Here is a 22,649-nt window from a genome sequence, read left to right as displayed (position 1 = left end):
ACACGACGCACGACGCTGCCGAGGAGGCGATCCTCGCCGAGCGGGATGCCGAGTTCGTGGCCGAGGGCAAGCGCTGGTACGACGTCCGCCGCATGCTCGGCGGCAAATATGCCCTGGAGCTGGTCGGCGGCAACGAGCTCAAACTCGTCTGGCCGATCGATGCGGGCGTACTGTCGAAGGACAGCAAGGTGAAACAGAATGAAGGATATGTGACGGAATGAAAGTTGGGTTCAAGCATATCCGAAGCGTGACGCTGCTGCTGGCGGGGTGCCTCGGTATCCTGTCGGCAGGGGCTCACGTGAAGCGTGCGGAGGTCTACAATGCCTGTGTCCCGGTGGTCCTGGGCCGCACGCACAACGTCGTGGCCGAATGCTGCATCGAGCACGACGGCCTGGTCCCGGCCCGGCTCGATGCGGTCGAGGTGCGCCTGGGCGGCGTGCCGGCGGCGGAGGTGCGCACCGTGCGGCTTCTCTACACGGGCACCATGTCGGCCCTGCTCTCGCGCTCGACCTCCTATGCCATGCGGGACGAGTTCCGGCGGCTGGGCGGAGGACAGCGGCTCTATGCCGATCCGGACTATGCCGTCGAGCAGTCGGCGGCCGCCCCGGGTGCCGACGGAAGCCTTGCGCTCCGCTCGGGACAGCAGCTGGTCAAGGGCCGCAACTATTTCTATGTGAGTGTCGAGAGCGACATCGAGCGGGTAGAGGAGCTTTCGCGGCCCTTTACGCTCGAGATCACCGGGATCTTGGTCGATGGCCGGCGCGTCGAGCTCTCCTCGTCGGGCGACACAACCCACCGGTGGGGTGTGGCTGTCCGCCAGCACGGCGATGACGGCATCTATGCCTACCGCATCCCGGGGCTGGTCACCACCCCGGCAGGCACGCTGCTGGGGGTCTATGACGTGCGCCACCGCACAAGCCTCGACCTGCAGGAAAATATTGACATCGGTCTGAGCCGCAGCACGGACGGAGGCCGTACGTGGGAGCCGATGCGGATTATCATGGACATGGGGTGTTGGGGCGGTCTTCCCGAGGCGCAGAACGGCATCGGCGATCCCTCGATACTGGTCGATGACCGCACGGGTGAGGTCTTCGTCGTGGCGGCATGGACCCACGGACTGGGCAACGACAGGGCCTGGACGGCCGTGGGGGACGGTTACGAACCGATCGAGACGGCCCAGCTGATGCTCGCCAGCAGCCGCGATGACGGCCGGACGTGGTCCGAACCGCGGAACCTGACGCGGCAGATCAAGCAGCCCCACTGGAACTTTACGCTGCAGGGTCCGGGTCGCGGCATCACGATGCGCGACGGGACGCTCGTCTTTCCGATCCAGTATATCGACTCGACGCGGGTGCCCAACGCCGGTGTGATGTACAGCCTCGACCACGGCGCGACGTGGCATACCCACGGTCATGCGCGGACCAATACGACCGAGTCGCAGGTTGCCGAGGCCGCTCCGGGCGTGCTGATGCTCAACATGAGGGACAACCGCCGGACGGGGCGTGCCGTCTGCACGACGCGTGACATGGGGCGCACGTGGGTCGAACATCCCTCGTCGGGGGCTCTGCGCGAGCCGGTCTGCATGGCTTCGCTGCTGCATGTCCCCGCTTCGGAGAACGTATTGGGCCGCGACCTGTTGCTCTTTTCGAATCCCGACACGACGAAGGGTCGCAACCACCTGACCATCAAGGCAAGCCTCGACGGAGGGGATACCTGGTCAGCCGAACATGCGCTCCTGCTCGACGAGGAGGAGAACTGGGGCTACTCGTGTCTCTCGATGATCGATTCCGAAACCGTGGGCATACTCTATGAGGCCAGTACGGCACAATTGCTGTTTCAGGCCGTCAAGCTGCGCGATATCGTGCGCGGAGGGACGGCTCCCGACATCGCCTTCGGGGCGCTTCCCGAGATCGGGCCGGCCGATGCCGGCTTCGCGCAGGGGGTATCGGCCCTCTGTGCCGGGGAGGTCTCCGGGGTGCTGATTGCTGCCGGAGGCGCCAACTTCGCCGGGACGCCTGCTGCCGAGGGCGGAGCGAAGTGCTTCTACGACGGCATCTGGATGCTGCGCGGCCTGAAGGAGGGGAAACCGGCATGGCGCGAGGCCGGGCGGCTTCCCGAACCGATGGCCTACGGCATGGCATGGCAGCTCCCCGGGGAGCTGGTCATCGCCGGCGGGGCCAATGCTTCGGGCCCGTTGCGGCGTGTGCTGTCGCTTCGTCCGCGGGGCGGCAAGGTGGTTGTGCGCCAGCTTCCGGATCTGCCCTTTGCCGTCGAGCAGGGGGCCGCGGCCTCCGACGGCGGGGTGCTCTACCTGGCCGGCGGACTGGCCGACGGGAAGCCCTCGTGCGAGGTGCTGGCCTGCGACGTACGCTCCGGCGAGCGTGTCTGGAGGCGGCTGCCGGCGGTTCCCGGGCCGGTTNNCGGCTGCCGCCGCTTCCCGAGCCGTTTGTCCAGCCCGTGGCCTTTGCCTCGGCGGGCAGGCTCTATGTCTGGGGCGGCTTCGATCCCGTCGGGCGGCGCGTGGCCGATTACGGCTACTGCTGCGATCCGGCGACGGGCCGCTGGGAGCGGATTGCCGGACTTCCCGACGGAGGGACGATGACCGGTGCTGCCGGTGCGGTCCTCGCCGACGGACGCCTGCTGGTTGCGGGCGGTGTCGATCGCGGGGTCTTCTCCGGGGCGCTCGCCCTGGATCCCGCCCGGCAGCGGGCCTATCTTTCGCAGCCGCCTGCGGCCTACCGTTTCCGCTCTGCACTCTGGCTCTTCGACCCGGTTTCCGCGACGTGGAGCAAGGCGGGTGTTTCGGGCCGTGCGGCCCGTGCCGGGGCGGCGCTTGCCGCAGTCGGCGGGGGCGCCGTGATGCTGGGCGGAGAGACCCGTCCCGGAATCCGCACGCCGCAGGTGTGGCGGATCGACCTTTGAACCGATAACCGAATGCGTGAATCATGAAAAACACAAAACTGCAGAAATACTATCCCTGGATCGTCGTGGCGCTGCTGTGGGTCGTGGCGCTGCTGAACTACATGGACCGGCAGATGCTCTCGACGATGCGCGAGTCGATGCAGGTCGATATCGCCGAACTGGAGGAGGCCGTCAATTTCGGCCGGCTGATGGCCATCTTCCTCTGGATCTACGGACTGGTGAGTCCCGTTGCCGGGGCCGTCGCCGACCGGATCAGCCGCAAGTGGCTCATCGTCGGATCGCTCGGCGTCTGGTCGGCCGTGACGCTGCTGATGGGCTATTCGACCTCGTTCGGGCAGATCTACTGGCTGCGGGCCCTGATGGGCATCAGCGAGGCGCTCTACATTCCGGCCAGCCTTTCGCTGATCGCCGACTACCACACGGGCAAGGCCCGGAGTTTCGCCATCGGCGTCCACATGACCGGACTCTATGTCGGACAGGCCGTGGGCGGATTCGGGGCTACGGTCGCCTCGATGTTTTCCTGGCAGGAGACCTTCCACTGGTTCGGCATCATCGGCATCGCCTATGCCGTCGTGCTGATCTTCTTCCTGCATGAGAACCGCGGGACCCGGCAGTCGGAGGCCGAGACCGCACGCCCCAAGGCGGACCTCTCGGTGTGGCGCAGCTTTGGGCTGCTGCTCTCGAACATCGCCTTCTGGGTTGTGCTCTTTTACTTCGCTTCGTCGTCGCTGCCCGGATGGGCCACCAAGAACTGGCTGCCGACGCTCTTCGCCGACAGCCTCGGGGTGCCGATGTCCGCGGCCGGACCGATATCTACCTTTACGATTGCCTTCTCGTCGTTCCTCGGCGTAATGATCGGCGGCCCGCTCTCCGACCGGTGGGTCAAGCGCAACCTCCGCGGGCGTATCTACACGAGTGCCATCGGCCTGGGACTGATGGTCCCGGCTTTGGTGCTGCTGGGCCTCGGGCACGGCATGTATGCAGCCGTGGGTGCGGGGCTCTGTTTCGGCGTCGGCTTCGGCATGTTCGACACGAACAACATGCCGATCCTGTGCCAGTTCGTCCCGGTACGCCTGCGTGCGACGGCCTATGGAATCATGAACATGACGGGCGTCTTCGCCGGTGCGGCCTGCACCGAGGTGCTGGGCCGCTGGGCCGACGGAGGCAACCTCGGGCTGGGATTCGCCCTGCTGGGCGGCGTGATTGCCGTGGCGCTGTTTGTCCAGCTCAGCGTGCTCCGGCCGACGACCGACAACATGGAGTGATCCGCTGCCGGGCAACGGAAAAGGCCCTGCCGAACGACGGCAGGGCCTTTTTTCATGTTCCGGGGTGCGTTCCGCGATGCAGGGCCGTCAGTTGATGATGACGCTGGCGAAGTATTCGCGGAGCAGCGAGGCGGCCCGGTCGAGCTGTTCGGGCGTGTTCTCCCTGACGTCGCACAACCGGTATTCGAGTCCCATCGCCTCGTATTTGTGTACCCCGAGCGTGTGGTAGGGCAGCAGCTCGACCCGCTCGATCATTCGGTAGCCGCCCAGCCGTTCGCCCAGCGCGCGGATGTCCTCTTCGGCGTCGCTGTAACCCGGAACCAGCACGTAGCGCAGCCAGAAGGGCTTTGCGTGCTCCTCGAGCCAGGCTGCCGTGCGCAGCGTCTGCGTATTGTCGCGGCCGGTGAGGGCGCGGTGGCGCTCCGGCGAGGCCTGCTTGACGTCGAGCAGCACCAGATCGACCAGCCCCAGCAGCTCCTCGACGGCCGGGTTCCATACCCCGCCGTTCGAGTCGAGGCAGACATGGATGCCGGCCTCCTTGAGCGAGCGGACCAGCGGGACGAGTCCTGCGGCCTGGAAGGTCGGTTCGCCACCCGAGAAGGTGATGCCTCCGCGGCGCCCGAAGAAGGGTTTCTGATCGACGGCCATGCGGAGAATCTTCGCGGCCTCGGTCGGCTTGCCGCCGCAGGCCGCGATCGTATCGGGGTTGGCGCAGTAGAGACAGCGGAAGTTGCAGCCCTGCAGGAAAACGACGAGCCGGAGTCCCGGCCCGTCGAAAGTTCCCATGGATTCGTAGGAGTGTACGCGAATCATGCCGTCCGCCGATTTACATGCGCTCGTGGAAACTGCGGCTGATGACCTCGAGCTGGTGTTCGCGGCTCAGCTTGGTGAAGTTCACGGCGTAGCCCGACACGCGGATCGTCAGCTGCGGATACTTCTCGGGGTGCTCCATGGCGTCTTCGAGCATCTCGCGGTTGAGCACATTGACGTTCAGGTGGTGTGCCCCCTTGGTGAAGTAGCCGTCGAGCATCGTCACCAGGTTCTCCACGCGGTCCTCGGCCGTGGGGCCCAGCGACTTCGGAACGATCGAGAAGGTGTTCGAGATGCCGTCCTGCGAGTCGCGGTAGCGGAGCTTGGCCACCGAAGCGAGCGAGGCGATGGCGCCGCTCTTGTCGCGGCCGTGCATCGGGTTGGCACCCGGGGCGAAGGCCACGCCCTTGGCGCGTCCGTCGGGCGTGGCGCCGGTCTTCTTGCCGTACATGACGTTCGAGGTGATTGTCAGCAGCGACAGCGTCGGGCGGGCGTTCTTGTAGACGGGCAGCTTCTTGAGCTCCTCGCTGAAGTAGTAGACCAGATCGACGCCGAGGTGATCGACGCGGTCGTCGTTGTTGCCGAAGCAGGGGAATTCACCCTCGATGTCGAAGCTCTCGGTCAGCCCCTCGGCGTTGCGGCGGGGCGTCACCTTGGCATACTTGATGGCCGACAGCGAGTCGAGTGCGATCGACAGTCCGGCTACGCCGTAGGCGAGGTTGATGCGCGGGTCGGTATCGACGAACGCCATCTGGGCCTTTTCGTAGTAGTACTTGTCGTGCATGTAGTGGATGATGTTCATCGCCTCGTTGTAGACGCGGGCGATCTCGTGCAGCACCTTCTTGTAGTTCTGCATCACCTCCTCGAAGCGCAGCGGGCCCTCCGACAGCGCGGGGATTCCCTTGACCATCAGTGTGCCGGTGTTCTCGCAGCGGCCTTCGTTGATGGCCAGCAGCAGCGCCTTGGCCAGGTTGCAGCGGGCGCCGAAGAACTGGATCTGGCGGCCGATGTCCTGGTACGAGACGCAGCAGGCGATGCCGTAGTCGTCCGAGTGGCGGACCTCACGCATCAGGTCGTCGTTCTCATACTGGATCGAGCTGGTGTCGGCCGAAACCTTGGCGCAGAACTCCTTGAAGCCCTGCGGCAGGTCGGGGCTCCAGAGCACCGTCATGTTGGGCTCGGGCGAAGGACCGAGGTTGTAGAGCGTCTGCAGGAAGCGGAACGAGGTTTTCGTCACCTTCGTGCGGCCGTCGTTGAAGCGTCCGCCGATGGCCTCCGTGACCCACGTCGGATCGCCGGCGAAGATGTCGTTGTAGGACTGCATGCGCAGGTGGCGTACCATGCGGAGCTTGATGACGAACTGGTCGATGAGCTCCTGTGCGAACGTTTCGTCGATCAGGCCGTGCGCCAGGTCATATTCGATGAAGATGTCGAGGAACGACGAGACGTTGCCGAGCGACATGGCGGCGCCGTCCTGCTCCTTGACGGCCGCCAGGTAGGCCATGTAGACCCACTGTACGGCCTCCTGGGCCGAGTGTGCCGGGCGGCTCAGGTCCAGACCGTAGTATTCGCCCATCGTGCGGATGTCCTTCAGGGCCTTGATTTGCTCGGCCACCTCCTCGCGCAGGCGGATGCGGGCCTCGGTCATCGGGCCGGTGAGGTTGCGCAGGTCCTGCTGCTTGGCCTCGATCAGGCGGTCCGTGCCGTAGAGGGCCAGACGGCGGTAGTCGCCGATGATGCGGCCGCGGGCGTAGTTGTCGGGCAGACCCGTCAGGAAGCCCAGCGAGCGGAACGAGCGGATCTCCTCGGTGTAGACGTCGAACACGCCGTCGTTGTGCGTCTTGCGGTAGTGGGTGAAGATGTCACGGACCTTTTCGTCGATGTCCGTGCCGTTCTCCTTGCAGGCGCGCGACACGACGTTGATGCCGCCGAAGGGCTTGATGGCGCGCTTGAGCAGTTCGTCGGTCTGCAGGCCCACGATGAGCTCCTGCTCACGGTCGATGTATCCGGCCTTGTGCGAGGTGATCGTCGATACGGTCTTGTTGTCCAGCGAACGGATGCCGTTCCGCTGACGCTCCTCCTCGAGGGCCTTGAGGCAGAGGTTCCAGATGTGTCGGGTACGTTCGGTCGGGCCCTGCAGGAAGGAGGCGTCGCCCAGATAGGGGGTGATGTTCGTCTGCACGAAGCTCGTCACGTTGATCTCTTTGCTCCAAAGCCCGTCGATGAAGGTTTTGTTCAGTTCCATAGAAGATATTGTTCTTTTTGAGATTGAATTTGGCGTATTTCGGCGCACAAAGATAATTCAAATTTTTTATAAAAACGGCATCCCCGCCGTCTGTTTTTCCGAAAACGTGCTGAAATACCTACAATTCGGTACCTGTGGAGGCTCCGGGTCCCTGTTCCGGCGGGGTGTGGCGCATGCGGTTCGGCAACCCGCCGGCGGAGCGGAAAATATTTCGTACTTTTGTTCCGACGAAACACACGAAACGATGGAAGAATTGACCCTCACGACCCCGGCCCTGCTCTTCTCGGCCGTCTCGCTCATCCTGTTGGCCTACACCAACCGCTTTCTCTCCTACGCACAGCTGGTGCGCACGCTCAAGGAGCAGCACCTGCAGCACCCCTCGCAGGTGACACGGGCCCAGATCGACAACCTGCGCCGGCGGTTGCACCTGACGCGCACGATGCAGACGCTCGGGGTGTCGAGCCTCTTCCTGTGTGTCGTGACGATGTTTCTGATCTATGTGGGGTTGGATCGCCTTTCGGCCTATGTCTTCGGAGCGGCGCTGTTGCTGCTGATCGGGTCGCTCGGGGTCTCGATTCACGAGATCCGGATCTCGGTGCGTGCGCTGGAGATCCACCTGCGCGACATGGAGCGGTAGCGGGCCGCATGGCTGCCTGCATCTGAAAAAAACGAAGATGCGGCGACCTCACGTCGCGGCATCTCCCACTAACCTACTTATGTAACCTAAAACCAACTGTCGTGGAACACTCCTCTGTTTCCACGCTGCAAAGATACGGGGCTGTCGTTCCAGCGGAATGACAGCCCCGTTACGTTTCGGTGACGCATGCCGTGCGGCCTCACTTTTTCTGTTCGAGGAAGTAGTGCTGCGATTTGAGCAGGTTGCGGGCCTGGAGCACCATAGTCTTCGTCTCGTTGAGGATCGTAAGGTAGAGGACGCTGGCGCGCGTGCTGCCCGACGGGTCGCTGTTGATGCGGCGCAGCTGGTTCTTGATGGCGCCGACGATCGTGTCGAAGAGGCGGTCGCGCATCTCGAGTACCAGGTCGAGGTCCGAGAAGTCGTTCGAGGCCAGCATGTCGTTGATCTTGTCGAAGATGGCCTCCACCTCGTCGTTCACGTGCATCAGATCGACGATCTGCTCCTTCGAGAGCCCTTCGTGGTTGTTGTCGATGTGGTCGAACGACGGGCGGGTGATGTGGATGAGCGCCTTGGTGACCTCCGAGATGTAGTCGGTCACCTGCACGTAGAAGTGTCCGGTGTCGATGTCGCAGCGCTGCAGGCGGCGCAGGGTCGGCATGATGCCGTACTTGCGTTCGCGCGCCTCGTTGTAGATGCGGTTCGACTCCTGCACCATCTCCTTGAGTACCTTGCGGTTCTCCTTGAAGACGGCTACCAGTGTACGGTTGTAGATCCGCGTGACCTCCTGCATCGTGGTGCAGACCTCACCGATGCAGGCGCGCATCACCTCCTCGGGGGTTTCGGCCGTATCGACCGGCTGGAGTTTCGCCTCGGCCTCCTTGAGTTCGGGTGTCTTGCGGTGGCTGCGGATCAGCAGCCAGGCGCAGAGGGCCGTGAGTGCTGCCACGGCAATCCATCCGCCCCAGAGCAGCAGGGCCGTGGTGGCCAGGGCGATGAGGAATCCGCCCAGTGCCGTGATGAACCATCCCGAGATGACGGCCATCACGCCCGTGATGCGGTATACGGCGCTTTCACGCCCCCACGAGCGGTCGGCCAGCGACGAACCCATAGCCACCATGAAGACCACGTAGGTGGTCGAGAGCGGGAGTTTATAGGAGGTTCCGATGGCGATCAGCACCGAGGCGGCCGTGAGGTTCACCACGGCGCGGATCATGTCGTACTGTGCCGTCGAGCGCTCCTCGGCCGGCAGCGGCTCGAAGCGCCGGTCGATGGCCTGCTGCACGCGTGCGGGGATCAGCCCCGTCCAGAGGTTGTTGAGCATCAGCGTGGCGCGCACGAGGCTGCGCGAGAGGAAGGTCGAGCCGAAGCGCTCCTCCTCCTCGTGCTGCGAGGCGAGCGAGAGTTCGGTCTCGGCGACGTGTTTCGACTTTTTCGAGAAGATGAGCGTCAGCACCATGATGATGCCCGAGGCGAGCAGGATCGGGAAGTTGGCCCGGGCCGGGTTGGCCAGGTCGCCCATCATGATCGATTCGCTGCCGGCCTCGCGGGCGATCTGCCAGGCATCGTAGCCGGCCAGGGGCACGCCGATGAAGTTCACCAGGTCGTTGCCGGCGAAGGCCAGGGCCAGGGCGAACGTACCCGAGAGGATCGTGATCCGCATGATGTTCAGCCGCATGCGCTGGAAGATCCAGAGCACGGCGGCGGCGACGACCCAGAAGGCGAAGAGCGTGAGCAGGACGTGCTCGCCGACGTATTCGGTGATGTGGGTCGGGATCAATCCCGAGCTCTTGAGCCCCTTGAAGAGGGCGAAGTAGAGGATGCCCGAGAGTGAGATGCCGCACCACAGGGCGCCCCAGCGGCGGAAGGCCGGATGGTAGCGGAACGAGAAGATCAGGCGCGAGACGTACATGAAGAGGAGTCCGGCGGCGAAGGCCAGCGCCACGGATACGAGGATCGCGGCGATGATGACCATGGCTTTGCCCGTATTGATGAACTGCGAGAGGTCCTGGAGCGAGAAGGCAGGGTCGGCGCCGATGCGGAAGAGTGCGGCGGCGACGGCGGCACCCAGCAGGCCGAAGACCATCGACACGGTGGTCGAGGTGGGGAGTCCGAGCGTGTTGTAGAGGTCGAGCAGCAGGACGTTGCCGAGCATCATGCCCAGAAAGAGCATCATGATCTCCGGGAAGGAGAACTGCCCGGGGTAGAAGACCCCGTTGCGGGCGACCTCCATCATGCCGCTCGAGGTGAGCGTGCCGACGAGGATGCCGGCTGCGGCGATCCAGAGGATGACGCGCCGGGGCGCAACCTTCGACCCGATGGCCGAATTGAGGAAGTTGATGGCGTCGTTGGCCACGCCGACGACGATGCCCAGCACGGCCAGCAGGGCCAGCACGATGACAATTGCGATGAATAGAGGTGACATAGGATACCTTTGTGTTGTTCGGCACAAAGGTCTGAAACGGATGTTACAAAACGGTTACAGATGTGTTTCGGGGTGGTGAAACTTCCCTGCCAACCAGCTGGCTTTCGCTATTTTCCGGAGAATCAGTTGTGCTTGCGCAGCGTGAAGACGAATTCGAGCCCGCCCTTGTCGCGGTTGCGGACCGAGATTGTGCCGCCGTGGAATGCGACGGCGTTGCGGACGATCGAGAGACCGAGCCCCGTGCCGCCGAGTTTGCGCGAGCGCCCCTTGTCCACGCGGTAGAACCGCTCGAAGAGGTGGGGCAGGTGCTCCTGCTCGACTCCGATGCCGTTGTCGGCCACCAGGATCGTGCACTCGTCGGGCGTGTCGTCGAGCAGGCGGATGAACAGGTCGCGGCCTCCGGAGTAGGCGGCCGCGTTGTCGGCCAGGTTGCGGAAGATCGAGCCGAGGAGCGAGGGGCTTCCGACAATCTCGACCCGTTTGGGGAAATCAACGTTCACGCGCAGTCGCTGCTCGGCTGGGCGCAGCTCCATGTCGGCGGCCACTTCGTTGATCAGATCGTTCAGCACGACCGGCTCCTTGTGGATCAGCTGACTGGCTTCGTCCATCCGCGTGATGGTCGAGACGTCGGCCAGCAGGCGGCGGAGCCGCTCGACCTGCGCGGCGCTCTTCTCCAGGAACGAGCGCCGCATGGCGGCGTCGATTCCCGGGTTGGCCAGCAGGGTTTCCAGGTAACCCTGGATGGCGGCCACGGGGGTTTTCAGTTCGTGGTTGATGTTGTTCGTCAGCTGTTTCTTGATGCGGATCTTCTCCTGTTCCTCGTGCAGGGCCAGTTCGTGTTCGCGGTCCCGGTCGGCGGCCGTGCGCTGCAGGTCGGCGTAGAGGCGGATGATGTGTTGTGAAATTTCGCCCAGCTCGTCGTGGGGGAAGGTCGGGGCGTTGTCGATCCGTTCGCCGCGTTCGGCACGGTGGGCGAAGTCGTTCAGCCGCGAGATGTTCTGCCCGATGCGACGTGTGGCGAAGTAGCCGGCGATGCTCATCAGCAGCGTGACACCTAGCATGAACCAGAGAAACTCCCGGTCGGCAGCCAGTACGTCGGTCAGCGGCAGGGAGTAGGGCACGGCGGTACGGGCGATCCAGCGGTCGCCGACCATGGCCGAGTAGAAATAGTTGCGCTGTGTGCTGGCCGAGTGGCGGCGGATGGTGAATCCCGTACCGGTTTTCAATGCCTGTACCACCTCGGGACGGTCAAGGTGGTTGGCCGTGGGCAGCGTGTCGAGCGAGTTGTCGAAGACGACCTGTCCGTCGGGAGCGATGAGCGTGACGCGCAGGTCGCCGAACGGACCGCGGTGTCGGGCCGCGAACTCCGCAGGGGAGATCCCTTCGTCGAGGGCATCGAGCAGTTTGAGGTTGAAGAGCTGCAGCTGGGCGTCGAGCCGCTCGGCCTTGAAATGCTTCTCGCGTCCGTACTGGAAGAGCACGAAACAGGCTACCAGCGCCCACGAGAAGGTGAGCAGCAGCAGGAAGAGCCGTTTGTGGTAGGAGAACCTACGCCTCAAAGCCGTAGCCATAGCCCAGGCGGGTTACGATATGCTCGCCGTAGCGCCCGATCTTGCGGCGCAGACGCGTGATATTGACGTCGATCGTACGGTCGAGGACAACCACTTCGTCGCTCCAGACGCGGTGGAGGATCTCTTCTCGGGAGAAGATCACCCCGCGGTGGGAGAGCATCAGCGAGAGGATCTCGAACTCCTTTTTGGTGAGCGACACCTCCTCGCCGTCCACCGTGCAGCTCTTGCGGCGCAGGTCCATTTCGAGGCCCTCGTAGCCGATGACTTCCGATTCGGTCTGGGGCGAGGCCGTGCGGCGCAGCACGCTGCGGACGCGGGCCAGCACCTCGCGGATGGAGAAGGGTTTGGCAATGTAGTCGTCGGCACCGAGGTTGAGGCCGGCAACCGTATCGTCCTCCGTATCGCGGGCCGTGCAGAAGATGACGGGAACCCGCGCCGTTTCGGGGTTGGACTTGAGGATTCGGGCCATCTTGAAGCCGCTCATCTCGCCCATCATGACGTCGAGCAGGATCAGCGAGTAGCGCTCGGGGTGCATCTCGAGCGCCTGTTCGGCGCTGTAGGCGACATCCGCCTCGTAGCCCTCGACCTCGAGGTTGAACTGCAGGATCTCGCAGAGCGACTCTTCGTCATCGACGATCAGGATTTTGTGTTTTGCCATAGCTCCAAATGTTTGATGCCGCGTCAAAATTACGGAACATTCACGGATGTTACACTGCCGGGCGGCGACATTTCATCGAAATGTAATATGCGTTCCTTCGTGCTCAGTGTTTGTAGACCACGTAGATAGGGTCTTCGGGCAGGGAGAAGCGGCGGCGTTCGTCGTCGGTGAGCGCCGCGGCGTAGTCGATCTCCACGGCATCGAATCCCGCTTCACGCAGGCGGTCGGTGTAGTCCGCACCGTAGATGCGCCGGTGGTCATACTGTCCGAAGATGCGCGTGCGCTCGTCGGGGTCGGTGATCGAGTCGTCCTCGTAGGTCTTCTCGTAATCCTTCTCCACGGGCGAGAGGAGGATGCCCCAGCCGCCGGGGCGCAGGATCCGCTGGAGTTCCCGGAGCGCCTTCCGGTCGTCGGCGACGTGTTCGAGCAGATGGTTGCAGAGGATGACCTCCACCGAATCGTCGGCCAGCGGGATCTGCTGCACGTCGAAGTGCAGGTCGGCCAGCGGGCTCTCGAGATCGGCCGTGAGGTACTGTCCCGGATGTGCGGCGAAGTGGGGCTTCAGGTGGCGCATGATGCAGACCTCGGGAGCGATGTGCAGCGTGCGGGGGAAGCGCTCCAACAGGTCGGTTTCGCGTGTGAGGTAGAGCCACAGCAGGCGGTGCCGTTCGAGCGAGAGGCAGTGGGGACAGAGTGCGTTGGGACGCGACGAGACGTAGCCGTAGGGGAGGAAGCGGCGGTAGTGTGACCCGCAGACCGGGCACTCGACGCCGCGCCCCCTGTAGAGGAGTCCGACGACGGGTACGGCCCATCCGGCGATGCGTTGCAGCACCGGCCGCGGGATGTGGTTCAGGCAGAAGCGGATGAGGCGTTTCATGTCACTCCAGGATCTTGGCAACCTCCGTTTCGGCCTTGTGCAGCCGCTCCCTGCATGAGGCAATCAGTTCCGTGGCGCGCTTGACCTCGGCCGCGAGGCTGTCCACGTCCATCTCCTCGTTGCGCAGGCGGGCGAGGATCTTCTCGATCTCGGCCATCGCCTCGGTGTAGTTCATCGATTTTTTTGCCATGTTTCGGTATGTTTTACCGTTGCCGCGATGCGACCGTCGGCAACGTCGATCTGCAGGTCCTCCCCTTCGCGGAGCCCCTCGGCCGAGACGACGGTCCGTCCGGCGCTGCGCACTACGGCGAATCCGAGCCGCAGGATCCGTTCGGGCGAACGCCCGGCAATCAGCTCCGCAGCGCTCTCCAGACGCATCTTCCGGCGGTCGAGGAACCCCCTTACCGTCTCGGGAAGCAGCTTTGCGAGGTGTTCGAGCCCGAGCGAACGCCGGGTGAGCAGTTCGCCGCTGGCCCGTCGCAGTTCGGCGGCAAGCCGTTCGAGCCGCACTTCCGAGCCGTGGAGCAGCGCCGTCGTGGCGTCGTGCAGCTGCAGTGCGGCCCGGTCGAGTTCGGCCTCGACTCCCGCCATGCGCTCCACGAGCCAGCCGGCCACGGCCGTCGGGGTCTTGAGCGCCGTGTGGGCTACCAGGTCCGCCACGCTCGTGTCCTTGTCGTGCCCGATGCCCGTGATGACAGGCAGCGGGAACTGTGCGACGTGGGCGCAGAGGCGGTAGGCGTTGAAGCAGTTGAGGTCGCTGCGCGATCCGCCGCCGCGGATCAGCACCACGGCGTCGAACTCCCCGAGGCGTTCGGCCACGGAGCAGAGCGCCCCGATGATCGACTCCTCGGCTGCTGCCCCCTGCATGAAGGCGTCGAACAACGTGAGGTGAAAGCGGTAGGGGCTCTTCCCGAGCTCCTTGCAGAAGTCCTGGTAACCGGCGGCATTGGCGCTCGAGACGACGGCCACGCGCTGTACGATGGGGGGCATGGGCTGCTCGCGGTTCATCTCCCAGACACCGTCGCGCTGCAGCTGGGCGATGGTCATCTGCCGCTGCCGCTCCATGTCGCCCAGCGAGTAGGATGGGTCGATGTCGGTGATCTGCAGCGAGAAGCCGTAGAGTTCGTGGTAATTTACCAGCACACGTGCCAGGATCCGGATGCCGGCCTCGAGCCGCTGCCCCGTCTCGGCCTCGAAGTAGCCGGCGATACGGGGGTAGTTCGAGCGCCAGATGACGGCCCGGGCCTGGGCCGTGGGGACTCCGTTGTCGCCGCCCTTCTCGACCAGTTCGAGGTAGCAGTGGCCCGAGTAGTTTACCTTGATCTCGGAGATCTCGGCACTGACCCACAGGGGCAGGGCGAAGCGTTCGTCGAGGGTCTGCCTGACCAGCCGCTGCAGCTCGCGCAAGGTGATATGTCTCTCCGGGTCCATCATCCGAGCAGGATACCGATGGTCATGAGTGCGCCGAAGAGCATGATGTTGCGGGCGGTCTCGCCCAGGCAGACGTTGAGCGCGTCACCGTGGTCGATGCGGACCATCTTGCGCCAGGTGGCGATGTGTGCTGCGGCATAGGGAAGGGGCAGCAGTGCGGCCCACAGCCGGCCGGTGGCGAGCAGCCCGAGGCAGAGAGCCATGGGCACGAGTCCCAGCAGCAGGTAGCCCCAGCGGCCCACGCCGGCGCCGAAGACGACGACTACCGTGCGCTTGCGGCACCGCGCGTCCTCCTCGCGGTCGCGGAAGTTGTTTACCATCAGCATGGTGTCGATTACCAGTCCGCAGGCCAGCGAGACGAGCGTCACCTCCGGGGTCCAGTTGCCGGTCTGGACGTAATAGGAGAACCCGACGGGAATGACGCCGAAGAAGAGGATCACGGCTACGTCGCCCAACCCGTGGTAGGCCAGCGGCCAGGGCCCGGCCGTATAGAAGTAGGCGAAAACGAGGCAGGCGATGCCGACGGCCACCAGCTCCCAGCCGCCATAGGGCAGCATGTCGTGCGCCGTCCCGAGGATCCCGAGGCCTGTGGCGCCGGCGGCCAGCGTGAAGGCCGCGATGCCGGTCTTCATGGCGCGCGGGGTGATGTATCCCTTGGCGAAGGCGCGGTCGGGGCCGAGCCGGTCGGGCTGGTCGGCCCCTTTGAGAAAGTCCCAGAGGTCGTTCACCAGGTTGGCCGTGCACTGCATGAGCAGGGCGAAGAGCAGGCACAGCAGGGCTGTGCCGGGGCGGAATCCCCCGTCGGTGTAGGCCAGTGCCGAGGCGATGAGCACCAGGATCACGGAGTTGCCGAGCGAGTAGGGCCGGACGGCCAGTATCCATGCGGAGAGCGAGTTTGTTTTCATGTGGTGAGGAGTTGAGTTTCGTCGGTTGTCAGCGGATGACCAGCTCCATGTGGCGGGGCAGCGGCTTGCCTTCGGGAAGTTGGATGCTCAGCACCCCTTCGCTTTCGACGGCCTGCCCGTTCTTCATGGCGGGTTCCCAGCGCGGGGCTTCGGACACGGCCTTCAGCACGCGGCGCTTGAGCCGGTTGTCGGTCGATTGGAGCTCCTGCACCACCGAGAGCGTACCGTCGGGCGCGATCCGGTAGCGCAACACGACGCGCGCGGCGACCTCGTCGGAGTCCCACTCCACGCGTCGGGCGATGTAGCTGCCGAAGGTCGAGTCGGAGGGGAAGCGGGCCGGGCTGTCGTAGCGGAGCGTGACGAGGATCACGCCGTTCGAGGCTTCGGCACCGTAGCGGGCGATCGTCTCCTCGTCGGCCGGCAGGGATTCGACCTGCTCGATGTCGTCGGGCGGGATCGAGCGGATGTCGTCGCAGACCTTGCCATTGACGATATAGAGCGGTTGCTGCGCCGCGGCCGGAAGGACTGCGGCCAGCAGGAGGGTCCAGAGAATAAGAAGCGTTTTCATGGCTTGATGGCTTGCGTTTTTTCCGTCAAACGGTTCCGCCGGCGGGAATATTGCCTGCGGCCGGGCCTGCGTCGCCCGCAGCCCTGTGGCCGGATTACCCGGCCGGCTCGCGCAGCACCTCCCACGCCGCCCGGGCGAGGTCCGCCCGGCCGTTGCGGCGGAACGGCACCCCTTCGGCCTCGAGCCGTGCGCGCTGCTCCTCCCAGCCGGGTGCCGTGCGCCCCTCGGCGTTCACCACCCGGTGACAGGGCACTCCCTGCGGGGCCCGGGCCAGCGCCCGGCCCACGTGGCGGGCGTATCCGGGCATCCCGACCAGCCGGGCGATCTGTCCGTAGGTGGCCACCCGTCCGGCGGGAATCTGCTCCGTGGCGGCCCACACTTCGGCGTCGAATCCGGCGGGGAGCTTCATCGCGCGGCGTCAGAGTTCGCTCTCCTTCAGGCGCTCGGCGTTCTCGGCCACGATCAGGTGGTCGATGCAGTCCTGGATGTCGCCGTCCATGAAGGCCGCGAGGTTGTAGATCGTGTAGTTGATGCGGTGGTCGGTGATGCGTCCCTGCGGATAGTTGTAGGTGCGTATCTTGGCCGAACGGTCGCCCGTCGAGACCATCGTCTTGCGCTTCGAGGCGATCTCGTCGAGGTATTTCGAGTACTCGAGGTTGAAGACGCGCGTGCGCAACTCCTCGAAGGCCTTGTCGAAGTTCTTGAGCTGCGACTTCTGGTCCTGGCATTGCACGACGATGCCTGTCGGGATGTGCGTCAGGCGGATGGCCGAGTAGGTCGTATTGACCGACTGTCCGCCGGGGCCCGAGGCGCAGAAGATATCCTTGCGGATGTCGTTCATCGAGATCTCGACGTCGAACTCCTCGGCTTCGGGCAGCACGGCCACCGATGCGGCCGAGGTGTGCACACGGCCCTGCGTCTCGGTCTGCGGCACGCGCTGCACGCGGTGCACGCCCGACTCGTACTTGAGCGTTCCGTAGACGTTCTGGCCCGTAACCTTCATGACCACCTCCTTGTATCCGCCTGCGGCGCCTTCCGACGACGAGGTGATCTCGTAGCGCCAGCCCTTCGACTCGATATACTTGGTGTACATGCGCAGCAGGTCGCCGGCGAAGAGTGCGGCCTCGTCGCCGCCCGTGCCGCCGCGGATCTCGACAATGGCATTTTTCGAGTCCTGCGGGTCCTTCGGGATGAGCAGCAGCTTGATCTGCTCCTCGAGTTCGGCGATCTGCGGTTCGAGTTCGGCGATCATCTCGCGGGCCATCTCGCGCATCTCCTCGTCCTTGTCGTTGGCGTAGGTGTCCTTGGCCTCGGCGAGGTTCGCCAGGGCCGTGCGGTAACGCTCCGAGGTCTCGATGATCGGTTCGAGTTCCTTGTACTCCTTGGTGAGCTGCACGAACTGCTTGACGTCGGCGATCACTTCGGGGTCGGTGAGCTTCTGCCCGGTCTCCTCGTACTTGAGCTTCAGACCGTCGAGGCGGTTCAATATGGAGTTGTCTGCCATAAAAGTGGAATGATTCGTTTTTTGTTTTGGGGCAAAGATACGGAAAATGCGCGAAGAATGAAAAACCCGCCGTGCGATTATTCGTTCTGCCGGGAGAGGCGCCCGAGCCAGTCGAGCACCGCCTGCTGCCACGCCTCGCGGTAGCGGAAGTCGGAGCGGATGCCCCATCCGTGGCCCCCTTCGGGGTAGATGTGCATCGAGGCGTCGATGCCGTGCTCCTTGAGTGAGCGGTAGTACTCCGTGGCATTGACCGGCGGAACCGTGCGGTCGTCGTCCGAGAGCAGCAGCAGGGTCGGCGGCGTTGCCGGCGTGACGCGCCGCTGCAACGAGTAGGCCTCGCTGTCGGTCCGGCTGCGTGCTGCGCCCAACAGGTTGTCGAACGATCCGCGGTGGCAGCGGCCTTCTTCGGCCGTGATGACCGGGTAGAAGAGGATCGAGAAGGCGGGACGGCATGATCCGATCGTCGATGCCATGGCTGCGAGGTGCCCTCCGGCCGAGAAACCTGCGATGCCTACCTCTTCGGCCGTGAAGCCTTCGGCTCCGGGGACTTCGCCCGAGAGGATGCGGAGCGCCTGCACGGCATCCTCGAGCGGTACTTCGGGGTGGCCGTTGGGCATCCGGTACTTGAGTACGGCGGCCGTGATCCCGTGCGCGGCAAACCATTTGGCCACGTCGTAGCCTTCGTAGTCCATGCAGAGCAGCCGGTAGCCGCCGCCCGGGCAGATCACGACGGTCTGTCCGGTGGCTGTTGCGGGGTCGGCCGGGAAGATGTAGAGTTCGGCCTGAGACGTATCGGCGATACGGTCCCTTTCGGGTTCCGTTTCGGGGGTCGTGATGCCGTTGGAATGGGGCGCAGTGCGGTTGTCCCAGATCCGCACCGTGGCGGCCTGCCCGTAGTCGCGGGCTGTGGCCGTGGCCGTCAGCAGCGAGAGGGCTGCAGCCAGCAGGGTCTTGTGTCTCATCTTGGTTCGTTATTTCAGGAATCCGCCCGATCGGGAGGGATCCCGATCGGGCGGAAACGGTTCATGACGGGCGGTGTGCCGGATCAGATCACGATGTTGATGATCTTGCCCGGGACGACGATCACCTTCTTCGGAGCCTTGCCGTCGAGCCATTTCTGTGCCTCGGGGGCCTGTACGACGTCGGCCTGGATCTCGGCCGGGGCCATGGCCGTCGGGTACTCCTTCTTGAAGCGCAGCTTGCCGTTGATCGATACGGGGTATTCGAACGAGCTCTGCACGAGGTACTTCTCGTCGCATGCGGGGTAGCTGGCGTCGCAGATCGATCCGGTATGGCCGAGCGCCTCCCACAACTCCTCGGCGATGTGTGGCGCGAAGGGGGCCAGCAACACCGTGAGGGGTTCGAGGATGGTGCGCTTCGAGCAGTCGCCCAGTTCGTTGAGGCAGATCATAAAGGCCGCCACGGAGGTGTTGAACGAGAAGTTCTCGATGTCGTCGGTCACCTTGCGGATCGTCTTGTGCAGCGTGCGGAGCTCCTTCTCCGTGGGAACCTCGTCCGTCACGACAAGCCGCCCGTCGCGGTCGAAGAAGAGGCGCCAGAAGCGACGCAGGAACTTGTGTACGCCGTCGATGCCGTTCGTATCCCAGGGCTTCGACTGCTCGAGCGGCCCGAGGAACATCTCGTACATGCGCAGCGTGTCGGCGCCGTAGTTCTCGACGATGTAGTCGGGATTGACGACGTTGAACATCGATTTCGACATCTTCTCGATGGCCCAGCCGCAGACATACTTGCCGTCCTCGAGGATGAACTCGGCATCCTTGAAATCGGGCATCCAGCGGCGGAAGGCCTCCAGGTCGAGGATGTCGTTCCGGACGATGTTCACATCGACGTGGATCTCCTGCGTCTCATACTGGTCGCGGAGGCCGAGCGAGACGAACTTGTTGGTCCCGACGACGCGGTAGACAAAGTTCGAGCGGCCCTGGATCATGCCCTGATTGACGAGCTTGCGGAAGGGCTCCGCCTCGCAGACATACCCCAGGTCGTAGAGGAACATGTTCCAGAAACGCGAGTACATCAGGTGTCCCGTGGCATGCTCGATGCCGCCGACGTAGAGATCGACGCTGCGCCAGTATTCGTCCGCCTCACGGCCGACGAGCGCCTTGTCGTTGTGGGGATCCATGTAGCGCAGGTAGTAGGCCGACGAGCCGGCAAATCCGGGCATCGTCGAGAGCTCGTAGGGATATCCCTCGGGGGTGCACCAACCCTTGACACGGGCCAGGGGCGGTTCGCCCTCGGCCGTGGGTCCGAAGTTTTCGATCGGCGGCAGCTCGAGGGGCAGCTGCTCCTCGGAGAGCGGGCAGGCCGTGTCGCCCTTGTAGTAGATCGGGAAGGGTTCGCCCCAGTAGCGCTGGCGCGAGAAGATGGCGTCGCGCAGGCGGTAATTGACCAGCCGCTTGCCCAGGCCGCGGCGCTCGACCTCGTCGAACATCCGGGTGATGGCCTCCTTGACGTCCATGCCGTTGAGGAAGTCCGAGTTGATCATCCGCCCGGACTTGGCGTCGTAGGACTCCTTCTCGATGTCGCCTCCCTCGACCACCGGGACGATCTCCAGCCCGAAATGGCGGGCGAAGGCGTAGTCGCGCGAGTCGTGGGCCGGAACGGCCATGATGGCCCCCGTGCCGTAGCCGGCGAGCACGTAGTCCGAGACGTAGATCGGAATGGCGCGTCCCGTGAAGGGGTTGATGGCGTAGGAGCCTGTAGCCACGCCACTCACGCGCCGCGTCTCGGCGATGCGCTCGCGTTCGGACCGCTTGCGGGCCTGGGCGATGTACTCCTCGACGGCACTGCGGTTCTCTGCCGTGGTGAGCTCGCCGACCCATTCGTGCTCGGGAGCGATGACCATGAACGTCACGCCGAAGATCGTGTCGGGGCGTGTGGTGAAGATCTCCAGTTTGCGCTCCGAACCCTGGATGTCGAAGAAGACCTGGGCACCGACCGAGCGTCCGATCCAGTTGCGCTGGATCTCCTTGAGCGAGTCGCTCCACTCGAGGCTGTTGAGTCCGTCGAGCATCCGCTGCGCATAGGCCGTCACGCGCAGCAGCCACTGCTTCATGCGCTTCTGCTCCACGGGGTAGCCTCCGCGCACCGAGAGCCCGTCGCGCACCTCGTCGTTCGCGAGCACCGTGCCCAGTTTCGGACACCAGTTCACCATCGTGTCGGCCCGGTAGGCGAGGCGGTAGTTCTGCAGCACCTGCTCGCGGCGCGCCTCGTCCCATGCGTTCCACTCTTCGGCCGTGAAGTGCAGCTCCTGCGTCGAGGCGGCATCGAGCCCCTCGGTGCCCCTCTCGGCGAAGGCGGCCTTCAGTTCCTCGATCGGACGGGCCTTTTGAAGACGGTTGTCGTAGTAGTGGGCGAACATCTCGAGGAAGGCCCACTGTGTCCATTTATAATAGGAGGGGTCGCACGTGCGCACCTCGCGGTCCCAGTCGAACGAAAAGCCGATCTTGTCGAGCTGCTCGCGGTAACGGGCGATGTTGCGCTCGGTCGTCACGGCGGGGTGCTGCCCCGTCTGGATGGCATATTGCTCGGCCGGCAGACCGAAGGCGTCGTAGCCCATCGGGTGGAGGACATTGAATCCCTTGAGCCGCTTGTAGCGCGAGTAGATGTCCGAGGCGATGTAGCCCAGCGGATGGCCGACATGCAGGCCTGCCCCCGAGGGGTAGGGGAACATGTCGAGCACGTAGAATTTGGGGCGCGAGGGGTCCACCTCGACGCGGTAGGTCTTCCGCTCTCTCCAGCGTTGCTGCCATTTGGATTCGATCTCCTTGAAATTGTATTCCATATCTCGTTTCGGTTTATTGTCGATTTTCCCGCAAAATTAAGGAAAACTTTTCGGATTTTGCGTTTTTCGGGGGCTTATTCCCCGATAAAAGGGGTGGATTGCATGCTGTTCCGCTTCCGGTGCCTGCAGCCGGCCTCCCGGCCCGGCTTTTGCACGGCTCTGCATGGCTGTTTGCCGCCGGTCCCGGGACGGGCGGCGGGTGGGGGCCGCGGCGCCTTTTTTGTCATCTTGTGCGCCCTCTGGCGGCAGGGCTTTGGAAAAATGCGGCGCGGACTTCGGCGGGCAGATGCTTTTCGTGAGGCTACCGCCCGGATATAGGGATAACCTATTGGTATATAAAAAATAACGATTTGACAAATCGATTCTGTTATATTACCTTTGCTGATGGAAAACAAAAACAGTATTAAAAATAACTATTAACAACTTAAATTTTACTACTATGAAAACGATGGATTATCTGCACCTGAATGCGTCGGCCGTCAATGGCGTTGTAAACTCGCTGAAGAGCCTTTTGGCCGACTATCAGATCTTCTACGCCAACCTGCGCGGACTGCATTGGAATATTCGTGGACGGGCCTTCTTCGTCCTGCATGCCAAGTTCGAGGAGCTCTACGACAATGCGGCTGCCAAGGTCGATGAACTGGCCGAGCGGATCCTGATGCTGGGCGGCGAGCCCGAGAACCGTTTCAGTGAGTACCTTAAGACGGCGCGGCTGCAGGAGGTTTCCGGAGTTTCGTGCCCCGATGAGGCGGTGAAACTTATACTCGAGAGCCTCGGCCATCTGATCGGCGAGGAGCGCAAGCTGCTCTCCGAGGCGTCGGAGGCCGGCGACGAGGCAACCGTGGCGCTGATGAGTGACTACCTCCGTGAGCAGGAAAAGTTGGTTTGGATGCTGGTGGCCTCTTCCGATTGTGATTGCGCCAAGTGATTGCCTGACAGAGGTTGGTGGGAACCGGGGTTTTGCGACCCCGGTCTTTTTTTGTCCGTAGCTTGCGTCAAGACGGTGCGGGCTGGGGCGACGGGCGGTTCCCG

19 protein-coding genes and 1 pseudogene are annotated in these 22,649 nt (G+C 63.9%); 6 read left to right on the top strand and 14 right to left on the bottom strand.

What is annotated here, in order from left to right; genetic code table 11:
* The 4 genes and pseudogenes from QZL63_RS04290 to QZL63_RS04275 form a co-directional block, all read left to right on the top strand.
* Positions 1 to 221 (top strand): RagB/SusD family nutrient uptake outer membrane protein (locus QZL63_RS04290; RefSeq protein ID WP_290585989.1); only part of this gene is annotated, 221 nt, incomplete at its 5' end.
* 17 nt (positions 222 to 238) lie between these two features.
* Positions 239 to 1,864 (top strand): annotated as a pseudogene (locus QZL63_RS04285) (exo-alpha-sialidase); the annotation flags it as partial.
* Positions 1,865 to 2,091: 227 nt separating this feature from the next.
* Complete coding sequence (locus QZL63_RS11750) at positions 2,092 to 2,922, top strand: hypothetical protein (RefSeq protein ID WP_441293892.1); 831 nt, start codon at positions 2,092 to 2,094, stop codon at positions 2,920 to 2,922.
* Positions 2,923 to 2,945: 23 nt separating this feature from the next.
* A complete protein-coding gene (locus tag QZL63_RS04275; protein WP_022308092.1) occupies positions 2,946 to 4,187 on the top strand; it encodes an MFS transporter in 1,242 nt (413 codons plus the stop codon).
* 87 nt (positions 4,188 to 4,274) lie between these two features.
* Here QZL63_RS04275 and pflA read toward each other — a convergent pair whose 3' ends face one another.
* Together pflA and pflB are read right to left on the bottom strand one after the other, a co-directional pair.
* Positions 4,275 to 5,000 (bottom strand): pyruvate formate-lyase-activating protein, encoded by a 726-nt coding sequence (gene pflA / locus QZL63_RS04270; RefSeq protein ID WP_022308091.1) that lies wholly within the window; start codon positions 4,998 to 5,000, stop codon positions 4,275 to 4,277.
* Positions 5,001 to 5,013: 13 nt separating this feature from the next.
* The gene (gene pflB / locus QZL63_RS04265; protein WP_022308090.1) at positions 5,014 to 7,242 is read right to left on the bottom strand and encodes a formate C-acetyltransferase; all 2,229 of its coding nucleotides are present in this window, start codon (positions 7,240 to 7,242) and stop codon (positions 5,014 to 5,016) included.
* Between the two features lie 244 nt (positions 7,243 to 7,486).
* Here pflB and QZL63_RS04260 point away from each other — a divergent pair, with 244 nt between their 5' ends.
* A complete protein-coding gene (locus QZL63_RS04260; RefSeq protein WP_022308089.1) occupies positions 7,487 to 7,879 on the top strand; it encodes a DUF2721 domain-containing protein in 393 nt (130 codons plus the stop codon).
* Positions 7,880 to 8,078: 199 nt separating this feature from the next.
* On the opposite strand, the gene QZL63_RS04255 is transcribed toward QZL63_RS04260, so the two are convergent.
* The 12 genes from QZL63_RS04255 to leuS form a co-directional block, all read right to left on the bottom strand.
* Entirely contained in the window at positions 8,079 to 10,301 is a 2,223-nt protein-coding gene (locus QZL63_RS04255) for an inorganic phosphate transporter (protein ID WP_022308088.1), read from the bottom strand.
* A 122-nt stretch (positions 10,302 to 10,423) separates the two neighbouring features.
* Positions 10,424 to 11,872 carry a sensor histidine kinase gene (locus tag QZL63_RS04250; protein ID WP_022308087.1) on the bottom strand — a complete coding sequence of 483 codons (1,449 nt, stop codon included), beginning with the start codon at positions 11,870 to 11,872 and terminating at the stop codon, positions 10,424 to 10,426.
* Positions 11,850 to 12,530 (bottom strand): response regulator transcription factor, encoded by a 681-nt coding sequence (locus tag QZL63_RS04245; RefSeq protein WP_022308086.1) that lies wholly within the window; start codon positions 12,528 to 12,530, stop codon positions 11,850 to 11,852. Before QZL63_RS04245 ends, QZL63_RS04250 begins: the two co-directional genes overlap by 23 nt.
* A 103-nt stretch (positions 12,531 to 12,633) precedes the next feature.
* Positions 12,634 to 13,407 carry a class I SAM-dependent methyltransferase gene (locus QZL63_RS04240; RefSeq protein ID WP_022308085.1) on the bottom strand — a complete coding sequence of 258 codons (774 nt, stop codon included), beginning with the start codon at positions 13,405 to 13,407 and terminating at the stop codon, positions 12,634 to 12,636.
* Position 13,408: 1 nt separating this feature from the next.
* Positions 13,409 to 13,597 (bottom strand): exodeoxyribonuclease VII small subunit, encoded by a 189-nt coding sequence (gene xseB / locus QZL63_RS04235; protein ID WP_022308084.1) that lies wholly within the window; start codon positions 13,595 to 13,597, stop codon positions 13,409 to 13,411.
* Positions 13,579 to 14,838: an exodeoxyribonuclease VII large subunit gene (gene xseA, locus QZL63_RS04230; RefSeq protein WP_290586002.1), complete on the bottom strand. Its 1,260-nt coding sequence runs from the start codon at positions 14,836 to 14,838 to the stop codon at positions 13,579 to 13,581. Before xseA ends, xseB begins: the two co-directional genes overlap by 19 nt.
* Positions 14,838 to 15,743: a 1,4-dihydroxy-2-naphthoate octaprenyltransferase gene (gene menA / locus QZL63_RS04225; RefSeq protein WP_022308082.1), complete on the bottom strand. Its 906-nt coding sequence runs from the start codon at positions 15,741 to 15,743 to the stop codon at positions 14,838 to 14,840. Before menA ends, xseA begins: the two co-directional genes overlap by 1 nt.
* A gap of 28 nt (positions 15,744 to 15,771) precedes the next feature.
* Positions 15,772 to 16,311, bottom strand: coding sequence for an energy transducer TonB (locus QZL63_RS04220; RefSeq protein WP_022308081.1), 540 nt, complete (start codon positions 16,309 to 16,311; stop codon positions 15,772 to 15,774).
* 94 nt (positions 16,312 to 16,405) lie between these two features.
* Positions 16,406 to 16,720: an MGMT family protein gene (locus tag QZL63_RS04215; RefSeq protein WP_022308080.1), complete on the bottom strand. Its 315-nt coding sequence runs from the start codon at positions 16,718 to 16,720 to the stop codon at positions 16,406 to 16,408.
* A gap of 9 nt (positions 16,721 to 16,729) precedes the next feature.
* Positions 16,730 to 17,815 (bottom strand): peptide chain release factor 1, encoded by a 1,086-nt coding sequence (gene prfA, locus QZL63_RS04210; protein WP_022308079.1) that lies wholly within the window; start codon positions 17,813 to 17,815, stop codon positions 16,730 to 16,732.
* 77 nt (positions 17,816 to 17,892) lie between these two features.
* A complete protein-coding gene (locus tag QZL63_RS04205) occupies positions 17,893 to 18,777 on the bottom strand; it encodes an alpha/beta hydrolase (protein ID WP_022308078.1) in 885 nt (294 codons plus the stop codon).
* An 83-nt stretch (positions 18,778 to 18,860) separates the two neighbouring features.
* Positions 18,861 to 21,617, bottom strand: a complete 2,757-nt coding sequence (gene leuS, locus QZL63_RS04200; protein ID WP_022308077.1) for a leucine--tRNA ligase — start codon at positions 21,615 to 21,617, stop codon at positions 18,861 to 18,863.
* Positions 21,618 to 22,056: 439 nt separating this feature from the next.
* Between leuS and QZL63_RS04195 the strand changes: the two genes are divergently transcribed.
* Entirely contained in the window at positions 22,057 to 22,545 is a 489-nt protein-coding gene (locus QZL63_RS04195; protein ID WP_290585986.1) for a Dps family protein, read from the top strand.
* Positions 22,546 to 22,649 lie beyond the last annotated feature (104 nt).

The sequence above is a fragment of the Alistipes sp. CAG:268 genome (assembly GCA_000434235.1).
GTDB classification, from domain to species: domain Bacteria; phylum Bacteroidota; class Bacteroidia; order Bacteroidales; family Rikenellaceae; genus Alistipes; species Alistipes avistercoris.
The sequence above is the reverse complement of the archived record's forward strand: the minus strand, read 5'-3'. Positions and strand labels throughout refer to the sequence as shown.